General features: G+C 68.8%; 15 protein-coding genes and 1 riboswitch. Of the genes, 7 read left to right on the forward strand and 8 right to left on the reverse strand.

Annotated elements, in window-relative coordinates; all coding sequences use genetic code 11:
* Positions 1-36 precede the first annotated feature (36 nt).
* Both ACLBWH_RS05270 and ACLBWH_RS05275 read right to left on the reverse strand, forming a co-directional pair.
* Complete coding sequence (locus ACLBWH_RS05270; RefSeq protein WP_322848212.1) at positions 37-762, reverse strand: anti-sigma factor; 726 nt, start codon at positions 760-762, stop codon at positions 37-39.
* Complete coding sequence (locus ACLBWH_RS05275; RefSeq protein ID WP_416222380.1) at positions 752-1,327, reverse strand: sigma-70 family RNA polymerase sigma factor; 576 nt, start codon at positions 1,325-1,327, stop codon at positions 752-754. Before ACLBWH_RS05275 ends, ACLBWH_RS05270 begins: the two co-directional genes overlap by 11 nt.
* A 212-nt stretch (positions 1,328-1,539) precedes the next feature.
* Here ACLBWH_RS05275 and ACLBWH_RS05280 point away from each other — a divergent pair, with 212 nt between their 5' ends.
* The 6 genes from ACLBWH_RS05280 (at position 1,540) to ACLBWH_RS05305 (ending at position 8,811) form a co-directional block, all read left to right on the forward strand.
* Entirely contained in the window at positions 1,540-2,568 is a 1,029-nt protein-coding gene (locus ACLBWH_RS05280) for a ferritin-like domain-containing protein (protein WP_322848211.1), read from the forward strand.
* Positions 2,569-2,582: 14 nt separating this feature from the next.
* Positions 2,583-3,638 (forward strand): ferritin-like domain-containing protein, encoded by a 1,056-nt coding sequence (locus tag ACLBWH_RS05285; RefSeq protein ID WP_447797278.1) that lies wholly within the window; start codon positions 2,583-2,585, stop codon positions 3,636-3,638.
* A 226-nt stretch (positions 3,639-3,864) separates the two neighbouring features.
* A complete protein-coding gene (locus ACLBWH_RS05290; RefSeq protein WP_322848209.1) occupies positions 3,865-4,959 on the forward strand; it encodes a ferritin-like domain-containing protein in 1,095 nt (364 codons plus the stop codon).
* Between the two features lie 40 nt (positions 4,960-4,999).
* Positions 5,000-6,004 (forward strand): ferritin-like domain-containing protein, encoded by a 1,005-nt coding sequence (locus tag ACLBWH_RS05295; RefSeq protein ID WP_322848208.1) that lies wholly within the window; start codon positions 5,000-5,002, stop codon positions 6,002-6,004.
* A 267-nt stretch (positions 6,005-6,271) separates the two neighbouring features.
* A riboswitch (TPP riboswitch) is annotated at positions 6,272-6,381 on the forward strand.
* A 38-nt stretch (positions 6,382-6,419) separates the two neighbouring features.
* The gene (gene thiC / locus ACLBWH_RS05300; RefSeq protein ID WP_447797280.1) at positions 6,420-8,333 is read left to right on the forward strand and encodes a phosphomethylpyrimidine synthase ThiC; all 1,914 of its coding nucleotides are present in this window, start codon (positions 6,420-6,422) and stop codon (positions 8,331-8,333) included.
* A gap of 127 nt (positions 8,334-8,460) precedes the next feature.
* Positions 8,461-8,811 (forward strand): hypothetical protein, encoded by a 351-nt coding sequence (locus ACLBWH_RS05305; RefSeq protein WP_322848206.1) that lies wholly within the window; start codon positions 8,461-8,463, stop codon positions 8,809-8,811.
* 4 nt (positions 8,812-8,815) lie between these two features.
* Here ACLBWH_RS05305 and ACLBWH_RS05310 read toward each other — a convergent pair whose 3' ends face one another.
* The 6 genes from ACLBWH_RS05310 to ACLBWH_RS05335 form a co-directional block, all read right to left on the reverse strand.
* Positions 8,816-9,097: a DUF427 domain-containing protein gene (locus ACLBWH_RS05310; RefSeq protein ID WP_322848205.1), complete on the reverse strand. Its 282-nt coding sequence runs from the start codon at positions 9,095-9,097 to the stop codon at positions 8,816-8,818.
* 91 nt (positions 9,098-9,188) lie between these two features.
* Entirely contained in the window at positions 9,189-9,455 is a 267-nt protein-coding gene (locus ACLBWH_RS05315; protein WP_322848204.1) for a Txe/YoeB family addiction module toxin, read from the reverse strand.
* Positions 9,452-9,706 carry a type II toxin-antitoxin system Phd/YefM family antitoxin gene (locus tag ACLBWH_RS05320; RefSeq protein WP_322848203.1) on the reverse strand — a complete coding sequence of 85 codons (255 nt, stop codon included), beginning with the start codon at positions 9,704-9,706 and terminating at the stop codon, positions 9,452-9,454. The genes ACLBWH_RS05315 and ACLBWH_RS05320 overlap by 4 nt, the downstream gene beginning before the upstream one ends.
* 57 nt (positions 9,707-9,763) lie before the next feature.
* On the reverse strand, positions 9,764-10,444 hold the full coding sequence (gene ung, locus ACLBWH_RS05325; protein WP_447797284.1) for a uracil-DNA glycosylase: 681 nt from the start codon (positions 10,442-10,444) through the stop codon (positions 9,764-9,766).
* Entirely contained in the window at positions 10,445-10,759 is a 315-nt protein-coding gene (locus tag ACLBWH_RS05330; protein WP_322848201.1) for an alkylphosphonate utilization protein, read from the reverse strand.
* Between the two features lie 48 nt (positions 10,760-10,807).
* Positions 10,808-12,274 carry a S41 family peptidase gene (locus tag ACLBWH_RS05335; protein ID WP_447797493.1) on the reverse strand — a complete coding sequence of 489 codons (1,467 nt, stop codon included), beginning with the start codon at positions 12,272-12,274 and terminating at the stop codon, positions 10,808-10,810.
* 200 nt (positions 12,275-12,474) lie between these two features.
* Between ACLBWH_RS05335 and ACLBWH_RS05340 the strand changes: the two genes are divergently transcribed.
* Entirely contained in the window at positions 12,475-12,990 is a 516-nt protein-coding gene (locus ACLBWH_RS05340; RefSeq protein WP_447797286.1) for a YciE/YciF ferroxidase family protein, read from the forward strand.
* Positions 12,991-13,017: the final 27 nt, after the last annotated feature.

Raw genomic sequence — 13,017 nt, forward strand, 5'->3', positions numbered from 1 at the left:
CCCCGGCGGGGACGATGGTAGACGCGAACCGCATCGTCACCCGCTGAGCTTGCCCGTCGCGACCACCGGGCCGGTCGGCAGCCCGGTCGGCGAACCGCCCGCCGGCTCGATCGAGATCGCCAGCACCGTCTCCGCCGCGAGCGCCGGCCGCACCGCCGCGGGCACGATCACCCGCGCCGGCCCCGCCGGGATCACCCCGAGCGAGCGCGGCGCGGCCGATCCCTGGATCGCCCACAATTCCGCCGAATGCCCCGCCGGTACGTCGACACCGCCGGCGATCCGCACCGTCGCGCTCGCAGGATCGTAGGCGGCGGCGATCGGCGCGCCCTTGCCAGTCGGCACGATCGCGGCGAGCAGCGGCGCCGGCGCGGCGACCGGCACGCGCACCGGGATGCGGATCGGCGCGGGCGCCGGCCGCAGCATCAGCAGCGTCGTCACCGCCAGCAACAGGCAGGCGGCGATGCTCGCCGCCACCGCCAGCCCGCGCCAGCGCGCGACGCCGCCCGCATTGTCGTTCGCCGCCACAAGCACGCCGCGCTGCGCGTCGAGCGAGGCCTCCACCCGCGTCGCCACCGCGTCGGGCGCGGCCACCGCCGGCCAGGACGCGAACAGCGCGCCCAGCCAGTCGCGCCAGCGCTCCACCTCGCCGGCGAAGCCCGGCTCGCTCGCCAGCCGCCGCAACGCCGCGGCGCGTTCGCTGCCGTCGAGCAGCCCCAGCGCCAGCTCGGCGGCGGTCATGTCGGGGAGGTCGTCACTCGCCATCGAGGCACCCCCGCAAGGCGAGCAGCCCGCGCCGTACCCAGCTCTTCATCGTGCCGAGCGGCACCGCCTGCGCCACCGCCAGCTCGGCATAGGTCAGCCCGCCGAAGAAAGCGCTGCGGATCGCGCCACGCTGGCGCGCCTCGATCGTCTCCAGACAGTCGTGCAACCGCGCGCGCTGTTCGTCGGCGATCAGCGCATCGTCCTGCGCCGCCGCCGGATCGGGCATCGCGTCGGCATCCTCGACCGGCGCGATGCGCGCCCGGCCATGGCGTCGCCGCCAGTCGATCGCCCGGTTGCGCGCGATCGTCGCCAGCCACGAGATCGGGCTCGCCCGTCCCGGCTGATAGGCCCCCGCGCGGTGCCAGATGGTGAGATATACGTCGTGCAGCACGTCCTCGGCGCCTTGCCTGTCTTCGCAGATACGCAGGCATATCCCGAAAAGCTTCGCCGAGGTCAGACGGTAGACGGTGCGAAAGGCGTCGCGGTCCTCCTCGCCGGTGCGGACCAGCGCCTCGACCAGGATCGCGCGAGCCGCCTGGGGGCTGGAGGGGGCGGCGGGAGACACGATGATGGGCTAACCCGGCGCGCGCCTTGCGGCAATATCCCGCGGCCAACATTCCGACCATGTCGGATCATTTTGCAAAATAGACATAATGTTTCGGCCGCGACGCATCTTTCAGCGGCCCGGCAACGTAGCTCGCCACAGGTCTTCCGGTCGCCCGTCGATAGCATGCGGCGATGACGGAGGACCGCATAAGGTGAGGGAGGTTGCTGACGATGACCCAGACGGACCAGATCATCGAGGCGTTCGACGCCCGGGCGCGGCGACGCGAGGAACGGCGCGGATTCTTCAAGAACGCGATGGGCATGGCGGCGGTGACCGCAGCCGGCGCGGCGGCGATGTCGATCGCCAGCGACGCGGCGGCGCAGACCGCGGTGACCGAGGTCGACGTGCTCAACTTCGCGCTCAACCTCGAATATCTCGAAGCGCAATTCTACAGCTATGCCGCCTTCGGCACCGGCCTGCCCGCCAATCTGCTGACCGGCGGCGTCGGCACGCAGGGCACGGTGGTGACCGGCACCGGCACCGGCTCGGCCCGCCAGGTGCAGTTCAGCGACCGCGGCATCGCCGCTTATGCGCGCGAGATCGCCGCGGACGAAGTGGCGCACGTCACCTTCCTGCGCGCCGCGATCCGCGGCACCGGCACCAGCGACGCGCTGATCGCCGCGCAGCCGCAGATCGACATCTCGGGTGCCACCGGCGGCGCCTTCGCCGCGGCCGCCGCCAGCACCACCCCGGCGCTGACCGGCTTCGACCCCTATGCGAACGACGACAGCTTCCTGCAGGCGGCCTTCATCTTCGAGGACGTCGGCGTCACCGCCTACAAGGGCGCGGCGGGCGCGCTGTTCAACAACAAGACCTATCTCGAGGCGGCCGCCGGCATCCTCGCGGTCGAGGCCTATCATGCCGCGATCGTGCGCACCGCGCTCTACGCGCGCGGCATCGCGACGCCGACGATCATCACCGCGCAGAACAACGTCGCCGCGACGACCGCGATCTCCAACCTGCGCGACTCGGTCGACGGCACCACCGATCTCGACCAGGGCATCGCCGCGACGACCACCAACGCGGGCACGACCTCCAACATCGTGCCGCTCGACGCCAACGGCCTCGCGTTCAGCCGGACGCCGGCGCAGGTGCTCAACATCGTCTATCTCAATCCCCGATCGGTGACCGCGGGCGGGTTCTTCCCGAACGGCATCAACAACGGGAACAGCGGGCTGCGCAGCAGCGCCGCGAACTGAGCAGGGGTGGATATATGACCAAGGAACTCTCCGTCCTCGCCATCGTCGAGGCAACCGCGGCGCGCCGCCGGGCGCGACGCGCCTTCATGAAGACCGCTGCGACCGGCGTCGCCGCAGTCGGCGGCCTGTCGCTGCTCGCCGCCTGCGGTGGCGACGACGACAATATGTCGGTGCCGTTTCCGACCCCGACCCCGACGCCGACCGCGACCTCGGTCAGCACCGACGTCGCGGTGCTCAACTTCGCGCTCAACCTTGAATATCTCGAAGCGCAATTCTACAGCTACGCCGCCTTCGGCACCGGCCTGTCGGCGTCGCTGCTCACCGGTACCGGCACGCAGGGGTCGGTCGTCACCGGCTCGGGCGACGGCTTCCCGCGCGCGGTCAATTTCACCGCCGACCCGCTGATCGGCCAATATGCGCGCGAGATCGCGCAGGATGAGATCGCGCACGTCACCTTCCTGCGCACGGCGCTCGGCAGCGCCGCGGTCGCCCAGCCGGCGATCGACATCTCGGGCACGGCGACCGGCGCGTTCACCGCGGCGGCGCGCGCGGCGGGCGTCGTCGCGTCGAACGGCCTGTTCGATCCATATGCCAGCCCGACCAACTTCCTGCTCGGCGCGTATATCTTCGAGGATATCGGCGTCACCGCCTACAAGGGTGCCTCGCCGGTCATCTCGTCGATGTATCTCGAAGCGGCTGCGGGTATCCTCGCGGCGGAGGCCTATCATGCCGGTCTCGTCCGCACGATCCTCTACACCCGCGGCGTCACCAACGCCGATCTGATCACCGCGACCACCAAGATCTCGGACGCGCGCGATCTGCTCGACGGCACCACCGGCGGCACCAACGGCGACGACGACCAGGGCATCGCCGGCACCAACATCGGCGCGGCCAATGCCGTGTCGAACATCGTGCCGACCGACAGCAACGGCATCGCCTACAGCCGCAGCGTCCAGCAGGTGCACAACATCGCCTATCTCAACGCGACCGGCGCCAACCGCACCCGCGGCGGCTTCTTCCCGGCGGGCACCAACAATCCCGACCCCGCCTTCACCGTCGGCCTCGGCTGAGCCCAGCCTTCCACGGGTTGGCCGGCGGTCCCTTCCACGCTGGCCGGCACACGGTCCTCCCCCGATTCGATGTCGGGGGAGGATTTTTTATGCGCGGTCGCCGCCGTTCCGTCGCGCCGCCGCCGATTTCCGCCGCGTCCGGGGTTGACGCCTCCCGCCGGATGCGGAACGGCAAGGCCATCCTGGGCGGCCGCCAGACCGCCCGCGCGTGGGGAGAACCCGAGTAATGACCGCCCGAACCGATACCGACAGCGCCCTCGCAGCGGCACTCGACGCCCGCGTCCAGCGCCGCAGCGAACGCCGCGACTTCTTCCGCACCGCGATCGGCGCGATGGCGGTCACCGCCGCGGGTGCGTCGGCGCTCGGCCTCGCCGGCGCTGCCGAGGCGCAGACGACGACGACCTATTCCGATCAGGATATCCTCAATTTCGCGCTCAACCTCGAATATCTCGAGGCGCAATTCTATGCCTTCGCCACCGGCGGCGCCGGCCTCGCCGCCACCCTGCTCACCGGTACCGGCACGCAGGGCGCGGCGAACGTCAGCGGTGGCGCCGCGGTGACCTTCACCGACCCGGTGCTCGCCCGCTACGCGCGCGAGATCGCCGCCGACGAGGTCGCGCACGTCACCTATCTGCGCACCGCATTGGGGAGCAGCGCGATCGCGCAGCCGGCGCTCGACCTTTCGGTCGGCCCCAACAGCGCCTTCTCCGCCGCCGCGGTCGCCGCCAAGCTGATCGCCGCGGGCCAGACCTTCAACCAATATGGCAGCGAGGAGAATTTCCTGCTCGGCGCCTATCTGTTCGAGGACGTCGGCGTCACCGCCTACAAGGGCGCCGCGCCGCTGCTTACCAAGACCTATATCGAGGCCGCCGCCGGCATCCTCGCGGTCGAGGCCTATCATGCCGCGACGATCCGCGGCGAGCTGTTCCGCCGCGGTTCGGTCGCCGGCTCGGCGCTGATCACCAGCGCCAGCGCGATCTCCGACGCGCGCGACAGCCTCGACGGCGGCACCGACATCGACCAGGGCATCACGCCGGGCGTCACCGCCGCGCCGGGCCAGATCCTGCCGACGCCGACGCCCACCGCGACGGCCACGGCCACGCCGACCCCCACGCCGACGCCGACCCCGACCGCGACGCCCACCCCGGTGCCGACCTTCGCGGTGTCCAACATCGTGCCCGCCGACGCCAACAGCGTCGCGTACAGCCGCACCCCCAATCAGGTGCTCAACATCGTCTATCTCAACGCCGCGGCGGCGAGTGCGGGCGGCTTCTTCCCCGCCGGCCTCAACGGCACCATCAAGGCGGCGACCGCCTCCTGATCCCGCCGTCCGTATTCAAAGCTTTCAGGGGATAGACCCGATGACCGATCTTCCGACCGACACGATCCTCGACGCGATCGCCGACCGCCGCGCCGAACGCCGCAACTTCCTGCGCTATGCCGGCGGGGCCGCCGCCTCGGCCGGCGCATTGTCGCTGCTCGCCGCCTGCGGTGGCGATGGTGACGGCAGCAGCAGCCCCAGCCCGACGCCGACCGCGACCACGCCGACCGTCGGCACCGATGCCGACGTGCTCAACTTCGCGCTCAACCTCGAATATCTCGAGGCGAGCTTCTACAGCTGGGCGGCGTTCGGCCAGGGCCTGTCGAGCGGCATCATCAGCGGCGTCGGCGCGCTCGGCACCGTCACCGGCGGCGCGCAGGTGAACTTCCAGGACCCGATCGTTGCGCAATATGCGCGCGAGATCGCCAATGACGAGGTCGCGCACGTCACCTTCCTGCGCTCGATCCTCGGCAGCTTCGCGGTGGCAATGCCGGCGATCAACATCGGCGGCGACGCCAACGGTGCCTTCACCACCGCGGCGCGCGCCGCCGGCGTGGTCGGCGGGAGCGGCGTCTTCAACCCCTATGCCGACGACATCAGCTTCCTGCTCGGCGCCTATCTGTTCGAGGACGTCGGCGTCTCCGCCTACAAGGGCGCCTCGCCGCTGATCGTCAACAAGCTGTTCATCGAGGCCGCCGCCGGCATCCTCGCCACCGAGGGCTATCACGCCGGGCTGATCCGTTCGGTGCTCTATCGCAAGGGCGTCGACCCCGCCGAGACGCTTGCCGGCGCCTCGTCGATCCTCAACAACGCGCGGCTGATCTCCGACGCGCGCGACAGCCTCGACGGCAGCAGCGACATCGATCAGGGCATCGGCGACACCACCACCGCCAACGTCGTGCCGACCGATACCAACGGCCTCGCCTATAGCCGCTCGACCGGCCAGGTGCTCAACATCGTCTATCTCAACAAGGCTGCGGTCGCCTCGGGCGGGTTCTTCCCCGCCGGCATCAACGGCAACATCCGCACCTCCGCCGCCAACTGACGCTCCGATGCCCTCCCCTCCGGGGGAGGGCGATTGCGTATGACCGGCCGGGGTGTCGCAGCGGCGCCCGTATCTTCCGTCATGCCGGACTCGATCCGGCATCCCGCTGCTTCGCGCCGTCCGGGGAAGCGGGACGCCGGCGCAAGGCCGGGGTGACGGAGCGGGTTCGGAAACCCGTTGGAACCAGCCCCACGCTGATAAGCAGTAGACCCCGGGCGGGCGGAGGAATGGGCTTGGCGCCCGCCGGCGAACCGCGTACACCATCATCGTTATCCCCGGGGGAGCGCTGACGCAGCGCTTGAGAGGAAGGCCGCAGCCTTCGACCCGCTGAACCTGATCCGGTTGATACCGGCGGAGGGAGGGAGCGGTTTCATCCGAAAACCCGCGTCCGCTCTCCGTTCATGGAGAGAGACTCATGGCCGACATTCCCGCGCGTACCGAGATTGGCGTCACCACCGGCCCGATCCGCGGCTCGAAGAAGATCCACGTCGGCCCGCTCGGCGTCGCGATGCGCGAGATCCACCTCGATCCCTCCTCGGGCGAACCGCCGCTGCGCGTCTACGACACCTCCGGCCCCTATACCGATCCCGATGCGCGGATCGACATCATGGCCGGCCTGCCGCAGCTCCGCCGCGCGTGGATCGAGGGTCGCGGCGATGTCGAGCGCTACGACGGCCGCGCGATCCGTCCCGAGGACAATGGCCAGCTCGGCCCCGACCGCTCCGGCGGCGTGCCGCAATTCCCCGGCGCCGCGCGCCGCCCGCTGCGCGCCCGCGCCGGCGCCAACGTCAGCCAGATGCATTACGCCCGCCGCGGCATCGTCACCCCCGAAATGGAGTATGTCGCGACGCGCGAAAATCTCGGCCGCGCGATGCTGCGCGACCACGTCCGCGACGGCGAGAGCTTCGGCGCCGCCATCCCCGATTACGTGACGCCCGAATTCGTCCGCGACGAGGTCGCGCGCGGACGTGCGATCATCCCGAACAACATCAACCATTCCGAATCCGAACCGATGGCGATCGGCCGCAATTTCCTGGTCAAGATCAACGCCAACATCGGCAACTCCGCGGTTGCCAGCAACGTCGCGGCGGAGGTGGACAAGCTCGTCTGGTCAATCCGCTGGGGCGCCGACACGGTGATGGACCTGTCGACCGGCCGCAACATCCACGACACCCGCGAATGGATCCTGCGCAACAGCCCGGTGCCGATCGGCACCGTGCCGATCTATCAGGCGCTCGAAAAGGTCGGCGGCATCGCCGAGGAACTGACCTGGGATATCTTCCGCGACACGCTGATCGAACAGGCGGAACAGGGCGTCGACTATTTCACCATCCACGCCGGCGTCCGCCTGCCCTACATCCCGATGACGGCGAAGCGCGTCACCGGCATCGTCAGCCGCGGCGGCAGCATCATGGCGAAATGGTGCCTCGCGCATCACAGGGAATCGTTCCTCTACGAACGGTTCGACGAGATCACCGAGATCATGAAGGCCTATGACATCGCCTATTCGCTGGGCGACGGCCTGCGCCCCGGCTCGATCGCCGACGCCAACGACGAGGCGCAGTTCAGCGAGCTCTATACGCTCGGCGAACTCACCCATCGCGCCTGGGCGCAGGACGTGCAGGTGATGATCGAGGGGCCGGGCCACGTCCCGATGCACAAGATCCAGGAGAATATGACCAAGCAGCTCGAGGTTTGCGGCGAGGCGCCCTTCTATACGCTCGGGCCGCTCACCACCGATATCGCGCCGGGCTACGACCATATCACCAGCGGCATCGGCGCGGCGATGATCGGCTGGTTCGGCTGCGCGATGCTCTGCTACGTCACGCCCAAGGAGCATCTCGGCCTGCCCGACCGCGACGACGTCAAGGTCGGCGTCGTCACCTACAAGCTCGCCGCGCACGCTGCCGATCTCGCCAAGGGCCACCCCGCCGCCAAGCTGCGCGACGACGCGTTGAGCCGCGCGCGCTTCGATTTCCGCTGGCGCGATCAGTTCAATCTGTCGCTCGACCCGGATACGGCCGAATCCTTCCACGACCAGACGCTGCCCGCCGAAGGCGCCAAGACCGCGCATTTCTGCTCGATGTGCGGCCCGAAATTCTGCTCGATGAAGATCACGCAGGAGGTTCGCGAATTCGCCGCGTCTCGCGCGGCGAATAGCGACCTGTTGGGAGCAGGTCGCGATCCCGAACCTCGCGCATTCACCGCCAAGCAGAATGCGCCCGTCGCCACCTTCGTCGCGGCGGAAGAGGCCGAGGCGGGAATGGCGGATATGAGCGAACGCTTCAGGGAGAAGGGCGGGGAGGTGTATCTGCCCGCCGCCGAATGATCTCCCGCTCCGAGTCGCTGAGGGAAATGCGCCCGTCCGTCAGCGACCTGGCCGCCGCACCTTGCCTGCCACCGCCGCCGGCCTAATTTCGGCGGCACCGGTCGGGGGACCGGGGAGGGGGCTCCAGATGAGTGTACCGATCGTCCTCACGCAAGCGGCGCCGGAGGCCGTCGATCCCGCCGCCGTCACGTCGCGTGCCAAAGCGCGCGCGTTGGCGATGCGCGGCAAGCTCGTCCAGACCTGGCTCTTCCCGCGCGATTTCGGCGGGCCGGCGGTTCGCGCCAACGAGCTGTTCGTCCCGCCCGACGCCGCGCGTCGCATCGAGGCGCTGATCGCCCGGCTGATCGCAAAGATCGGCGACGCGCCCCGGCGCACGATGGAGGTCCACCCCGCCTATCGCGGCGACAGCATCGTGCCGACCAGCATCACTTATCGCATCCACCCCGGCAACGAACGGGTGACGATCCCGATTTGGTAGGCGTTCAGCGCACCTCGACGCCCTTCCAGAAGGCGATCCGGTCGGTGATCTCCTTGGCGGCGTCCTTGGGCGTGGGATAATACCAGGCGGCATCGCGGTTCTCGGCGCCGTCGACGCGTAGCGTATGGTAATGCGCGGTGCCTTTCCACGGACACACGCTCGTCGTCGCGCTATCGATCAGCACCGCCGGATCGACCGCCGCGCGCGGGAAATAGGCATTCCCCTCGACCGTGACGATGTCGTCGCTCGCCGCGATCCGCACCCCGTTCCAATAGGCTTCGGTCATGTCCGCATCTCCTTGCGCCCGATCAACCGATCGGCGGGGGAAAGGATGCGCACGGCGGTGGCCTATGACGCGGGACCTGCGCGGTGCCGCCTCAATAATGATAGCGGCATTGCGCCACCTGCACCGTCTGGTCCGCCCCGTTGCCGGCGACGCGATACACCAGCCGATGCTCATGGCTGATCCGCCGCGACCACCAGCCCGACAGATTGCCGCCGAGCGGTTCCGGCTTGCCCGTTCCCTTGAAGGGATGGCGTCGGCATTCCTCGATCAACGCATTGAACTTGTCGAAGAGTTTGGCGTCATGCGCCTGCATATCGAGATACTCGGCCCACGAACGGGACGAGAATTGTACGTTCACGGCTTGAGAAGCTCATGAACCTCGCCGCGGCCGGCGTCGAGTTCGGCGATGCTCGCCAACAGTCGCTCGGCGTTCTTCGGCGAACGTAGCAGATACAGGGTCTCCTCGATCGACGCCCATTCGCTCGCCGAAACCAGCACCGCGCCTTCGCCGCGCTGGCGCGTGATGGCGAGTGGGGCGCGATCGGCGACGACCTTGTCGATCATCGACTTCAGATTTTCGCGCGCTTCGGAATAGCTGACGGCCTGCATCGCCCTGAGATGGACAACGTTATGTCCAATGTCAACGCCAGCGACGTCGCGTTACCGTCAGGCATCCGGCAACGCCCAGTCGATCGGCGCTACGCCATGCGCGACCAGGAAGGCGTTCGTCCGGCTGAACGGGCGGCTGCCGAACCAGCCCTTGTACGCCGACAATGGCGAGGGGTGCGGCGCGCTCAGCACCAGATGGTCGGGTCGCGTGACGAAGCCGGCCTTCTTCTGCGCATGTGCGCCCCATAGCAGGAAGACGACGGGATCGGGTTTGCTGGCGACCGCGCGGATCACTGCATCGGTGAATCGCTCCCAGCCGCGGTCGCGATGCGATCCGGCGCGGCCGCTTTCGACGCTCATTACCGTGTTGAGCAACAGCACGCCCTGCCGCGCCCATGGCTCGAGGAAGCCGTGCCGCGCCGGCGCGATGCCGAGGTCGGCGTGCAATTCCTTGTAGATGTTGACGAGGCTCGGCGGCGGCCGCACCCCCGGCCGGACCGAGAAGCTCAGCCCATGCGCTTGTCCCGGCCCGTGATACGGGTCCTGCCCGAGGATCACGACGCGCACGCGGTCGAGCGGGGTCAATTCGAGCGCGCGGAACCGGTCCGCCGCCGGCGGGAAGATCGCCTTGCCCGCCGCCGCCTCGGCGGCGAGGAAGGCGTCGAGCGCCGCGAGGCTGGGGCAGGCGAGCGCTTCGGCGAGCGGTGCCGCCCAGCTTGGATCGATCCGCGGCGGCATTCAGCGCTTGCGCACGAATTCGGCGCGCAGCACCAGCCCCTTGATCCCGTCGAACTTGCAGTCGATCTCCTGCGCGTCGCCGGTCAGCCGGATGCTCTTGATCAGCGTACCGCGCTTCAGTGTCTGGCCCGCACCCTTGACGGTGAGGTCCTTGATCAGCGTCACCTGATCGCCGTCGGCGAGCAGATTGCCGACCGAATCGCGCACCTCGACCGCCCCCTCGGCCGGCGCCCCCGCCGCCGCGGCGGCATCCGCCGCGCTGATCCACTCGCCGCTCGCTTCGTCGTACACGAAGCTGTCCTCGTCGTTCTGCATCGCAAACCCCCTTGTCCAGGCCGATGCCCTTACAGCCTGGCGGGCGGGTTAGAACAGCCCCGGCACCTCGCGCCGCGCGGTCGAGATGCGCCCGCTCGCCGGCATCAGCGCCTCGCGCTCGATCGGCACCGACAGCGCCCGCGCTTCCGCGCTCGCCGACGCGGTCAGCTTGGTGCAGCTCTTGCCCTGCAGGAAGTCGAGCGCCGAGCGCGTCGAGGCCTCGCGCGGATCGCCCATCGGATAGGCGATGTCGTCCGACGCGCGGCAGCTCGCCTCCAGCGACGAGGGCACGCCGTTGGAGGACGCCGCCAGGCCGCCGTAATAGGCGCCCTGCCGCGCCGAATTCTGCAATGCGAAGGCGATCACGCGCAGCCGGTCGTCGCACGCGGTCTTGTCGAGCGGGATCTGGCCGACCGGCTTGCCATAGGTGTTGGTGCCGATCAGCGCCGCATTGGCATGGAGGTAGGGCAGATAGGCGTTGATGACATATTCGCTCGCCGAGGCGGTGCCGCCGGTGCCGATGAACGCGATGCGGGTCGCCGCGACCGACTGCGCCTGCGGGGCGAAATAGGTCGTCTCGTTGTTCGACGCCTTCTCGGGACGGAAGCTGGTATAGCTCATCACGTCGCCGGTCGACCGGTTGGCGCCGAGCAGGTTGGTGAGCAATTCGGCGGTCGAGAGCAGCCCGCCGCCATTGTAGCGCAGATCGACGATGATGTTGGTGACGCCCGCGCTCTTGAACCGGGCGAAGGCGGTGCGCAGCGCGGTATCGGCGGTGGTGATGAAGGTGCGCAGGTTGACATAGCCGTAGCGCTGACCGCCGTCGGTGATGATCTGCGCGCCGTAGCGGCTCGACACCGGATCGAGCGTGAAGTCGCTCTTGGCCACCGCGACGGTGCGCGTGCCGCTGCCGTCCTTGACCTGGAAATAGCGCGTCGTGCCGGCCGAATCGGGGCCGAGCGCGGTGTTGAGCGCGGCACCGGTGGTATCGCTCTGGAACAGGCTGGCGACGGTCTGCAGGTTGCTCGCGCTGGTGCCGATCGCGACGATCTCGGCACCGCGATCGACGCCCGCGGCGAGGCCCGGCGCGCCTTCGAACGCCTCGGTCACGTAGAGATGCCCGTCGGCGGTCAGCCCGAAGCGCCAGCCGAAGCCCGCGGTCGACCCGGAGGAATAATAGGCATCCTCCTCCTTGATCGAGGTGAGATAGGTGAAATGCCGGTCCTTGCCCTGCGAGCGCGCCGTCGAGGTCAGCGAATCGAGATAGGAATCGACGCTGGTGAACGGCGACGGATCGGGGTTGGCGGGCAAGGTGTCGTAGAACAGATACCATTCGCGCATCTGCGCGGTGATCCAGTCCTGCCGCTCGCGCAGCGAACAACCCGCGGCCGTCGCGGTCGGCGTGGGTGTCGGCGCGGGGGTGCTCGTCGTCGGGGCGTTGCCGGTGGCGCCGTTGCCGGCGGTCGAGGACGATCCGCCGCCGCCACCGCCGCAGCCGGTCAGCATCGCGGTCATCGCCAGGACCGTCACCGAACGCCGTATCGTCACCGATTGTCTCCCCACCCGATCCACGCAAGTCTAGGCCTGCGCCGAAGCGCCGGCAATCGCGATCGCAGCCGCAAGCGGATTGATTCGGATCAGTGCCTGCCGACGCAACCGCGCCGCCGTCCGGCTCGTTGCACCCCCCGACGACACCAGCATGACGGAGAACGACCATGGGCCTGTTCAGCAAGGACATTGCGACCTTCGAGGATCTCTACGTCCACCAGCTAGAGGACATTTATTACGCCGAGCAGCAGATCACCAAGGCACTGCCCAAGATGATCGAAAAGGCGACCGACGTGCAATTGCGCCAAGGCTTCGAACAGCATCTGCGCGAGACCGAGGGGCAGATCGAGCGCCTGCGCCGCGTCTTCGAGATCGAGGGCCGCCAGCCCAAGGGGGCGACCTGCCCGGCGATCGACGGCATCATCAAGGAGGCCAACGAGGTCGCCGGCGAGGTGAGCGACAAGGCGGTGCTCGACGCTGCACTGACCGCGGCGGCGCAGGCGGTCGAGCATTACGAGATCAGCCGCTACGGCACCTTGGTCACCTGGGCCAAGCAGCTCGGCCACACCGAAAGCGCGGCGCTGTACCAGCAGACGCTCGACGAAGAGAAAGCGACCGACGAGAAACTGACGCAACTGGCAACGAGCAAGCTCAACGCGCGGGCCGAGGCCGGCGCGGCGTAAGATCGTCCGTCACGTAGCAAGCGGGTA

The organism is Sphingomonas sp. M6A6_1c, from assembly GCF_053345135.1.

Coding starts and splice junctions, on each gene's coding strand:
- ACLBWH_RS05280 (WP_322848211.1), top strand. CDS start 1,540: ATGACCCAGACGGACCAGATCATCGAGGCGTTCGACGCCCGGGCGCGG.
- ACLBWH_RS05340 (WP_447797286.1), top strand. CDS start 12,475: ATGGGCCTGTTCAGCAAGGACATTGCGACCTTCGAGGATCTCTACGTC.
- thiC (WP_447797280.1), top strand. CDS start 6,420: ATGGCCGACATTCCCGCGCGTACCGAGATTGGCGTCACCACCGGCCCG.
- ACLBWH_RS05290 (WP_322848209.1), top strand. CDS start 3,865: ATGACCGCCCGAACCGATACCGACAGCGCCCTCGCAGCGGCACTCGAC.
- ACLBWH_RS05320 (WP_322848203.1), bottom strand. CDS start 9,706: ATGCAGGCCGTCAGCTATTCCGAAGCGCGCGAAAATCTGAAGTCGATG.
- ACLBWH_RS05285 (WP_447797278.1), top strand. CDS start 2,583: ATGACCAAGGAACTCTCCGTCCTCGCCATCGTCGAGGCAACCGCGGCG.
- ACLBWH_RS05335 (WP_447797493.1), bottom strand. CDS start 12,274: ATGACCGCGATGCTGACCGGCTGCGGCGGTGGCGGCGGCGGATCGTCC.
- ACLBWH_RS05270 (WP_322848212.1), bottom strand. CDS start 762: ATGGCGAGTGACGACCTCCCCGACATGACCGCCGCCGAGCTGGCGCTG.
- ACLBWH_RS05295 (WP_322848208.1), top strand. CDS start 5,000: ATGACCGATCTTCCGACCGACACGATCCTCGACGCGATCGCCGACCGC.
- ACLBWH_RS05310 (WP_322848205.1), bottom strand. CDS start 9,097: ATGACCGAAGCCTATTGGAACGGGGTGCGGATCGCGGCGAGCGACGAC.
- ACLBWH_RS05330 (WP_322848201.1), bottom strand. CDS start 10,759: ATGCAGAACGACGAGGACAGCTTCGTGTACGACGAAGCGAGCGGCGAG.
- ung (WP_447797284.1), bottom strand. CDS start 10,444: ATGCCGCCGCGGATCGATCCAAGCTGGGCGGCACCGCTCGCCGAAGCG.
- ACLBWH_RS05305 (WP_322848206.1), top strand. CDS start 8,461: ATGAGTGTACCGATCGTCCTCACGCAAGCGGCGCCGGAGGCCGTCGAT.